Annotated in this window: 2 protein-coding genes; one reads left to right on the forward strand and one right to left on the reverse strand. The window is 58.8% G+C overall.

Annotated features, from left to right (window positions below; all coding sequences use genetic code 11):
- Positions 1 to 467: 467 nt before the first annotated feature.
- Positions 468 to 713 (reverse strand): DUF982 domain-containing protein, encoded by a 246-nt coding sequence (locus AC1DRP_RS36310; RefSeq protein WP_476771107.1) that lies wholly within the window; start codon positions 711 to 713, stop codon positions 468 to 470.
- Positions 714 to 1740: 1027 nt separating this feature from the next.
- On the opposite strand from AC1DRP_RS36310, the gene AC1DRP_RS36315 reads away from it, so the two are divergent.
- Positions 1741 to 1986, forward strand: coding sequence for a hypothetical protein (locus AC1DRP_RS36315; protein ID WP_476771108.1), 246 nt, complete (start codon positions 1741 to 1743; stop codon positions 1984 to 1986).
- Positions 1987 to 2125 lie beyond the last annotated feature (139 nt).

Consider the following 2125-nt stretch of genomic DNA (forward strand, 5'->3'; position numbering starts at 1 on the left):
CTGGCGCTGGCGTGACACGGACGAAGGATCCTTCATGCACGGACAAGCTGGTGGCCGCCAGCACGGACCCTGCCGGTGCGGGGCGCAGCGTTCTTGCAGCGAACGTGTTCGCCGTCAAGCGCTCAAATCCGTTTATCGGGAGAAACGTTCKTCAAAACGAACGTCGAGACGCTTCAATCAGGGCTTTTCAGCGTGTTCCTCGGCAATCGCCTCGACCAGGTCGATAACCCGACGCCGCACCTGGCCATTCTTAATGCGCACGAAGGCTTTGGTGAGTTGCACGCCTTCGCCGCAAATGACAGAGAATGAATATTCGACGGAGCTACAACTCCGTTAGATCCCGACTTCTGCGAGCCGAAGCATCAGGTAACCTTTAGGAGAGTTGTCGGACGCGCCCGGCGACGCCCGCATGTTCGCAACGTTCGCCGTTGCCAACCGTTTTGTTGCGCGAGCCCTCGAGGAGTGAGCTACACGATAAGGCGACCACACTCCTGCGCCGCCTCCTCAAAGGCTTCTCGCGCGTCGTCAGCAGTTCCATCGCCCTTGATCGCCGCCATGCACGCCCGCACTGCGTCCACCCACTTCGGGCCGGCTCCTGACGCTTTCCGGGCGAGCAGGCATTCTCCCRCCTTCTCTACATTGATCACGGCATAGCTCGTCCCCGGCTTATCAGCCTGAATGATCACGGCCGGGTTGAACCAATGTAGCGGCATCGGAGCATTTTGAACTGATCGATCGGAAAAGCCAGATGCACCAACGCAAAAATGGCCCGCCACCCCTTTCGGAGCCGCGGGCTAAGTTTCATGGGTATCCTCTTCCAAGTCGAACGCACGGATGGGCTGTCAGTTCCATATTAGCTTCCCGCCCCTGCACAGCCGAGGGGCGCGCGTGGGTCGAAGCAGCAAGAGGCACGACTTAAGGCGAATAGCGGATCGGCTCGCGGACTCTACTTTACGCCGGTCGCTGTGGAGGGAACGCCTGCGGCTCGAGCCGGCAGCGCTCCGTCAGATGAGCGCGCCGGCTTACTTACCCCCTCCGGCCGGTTTACATCCGACCTAGCCGGAGGGGTTCTACAAGCAGCCAGGCGGCTTGCAGTTCCTGTCCAAGCACCTCGCCAATCTCATTAGGCCATCGCCGTACGACGGCGGTGTGAATGGCGTTGCCGGGTGATCTTCGTCCATTGAGCGAAACGTCCGACGCCCCCGACATCCCGCGCCGCCCTGGCTGCAAGCCCAAGCCCTAGAACCCGCCCGCGCCAGTACATCCGTGGTCGCGGGCGGGACTTTTGAAAGGCTCGAATTAACCGAGCCCGACTCAAAACTCAGGGAAATAGCGGTCGAATAGGTCTTGCAGTACGCGCCACAGGCGCGCCGCCATCAGCCCACGACCAAGCCATCTCCAAGCGCTGGATTTGCGCATGGCGAATGTCCTGATTGAAACAAGGGTGATGGCAGATGACGAGCCTGCCGCGGGCGACCAAACCGCTCATACGTCAGGGGTAGCGAGGCCCGCGTTACGCCAGTCGAGATCAGTAAATAGGCGATTAGTGCGGCGTTACAAGGCCGGCAAGTGATTCTAGAGCTTTGCAAGAGCCCGACCGCCCCACCGAACGAAAAAAACTGCCCCCCTGTGAATACGTCGAAGAACTCTGCAAATTCGATTCGCGGCTATTGGCTTCGAATGATTCGCGCAGCATGGTCATGACGTTGCGGCGTCAGTCAGGTCAAAAATGGAGCGATAATGGCTAACAATCTTCACATCTCGTATGATCTGAATAACCCCGGCCAGAACTACGAGGCGGTGATCGCCAAAATCAAAACGCTAGGTGCGTGGGCGAAGATTCATAAGTCGTTTTGGTACGTTAATTCTGACTACACTTCGCAACAGGCGGCGGAGGCTGTGTGGTCTGTCATGGACGCGTCGGACACCGTTTACGTCGCCGATACGACCAACAATGAGGCGCACTGGTGCAACCTCGTATCGTAACCATGCGGCGTAGGCCGCAGTACGGCTATTTCGGGTCGTCCGATCTTGTGAGCAGGTGAGGATTGGCTTTGTAGATTTCGGCGAGGCCTTTGAGCGTCTCGATGCCGAAGTCTGTGAACGCCATGACGCTGTCATCGCC

It is taken from the genome of Allobosea sp. 01N443 (assembly GCF_056399325.1).

Bases quoted from the DNA above. Each gene is read 5' to 3' on its own strand.
- AC1DRP_RS36315 (WP_476771108.1), top strand. From the start codon at position 1,741: ATGGCTAACAATCTTCACATCTCGTATGATCTGAATAACCCCGGCCAG.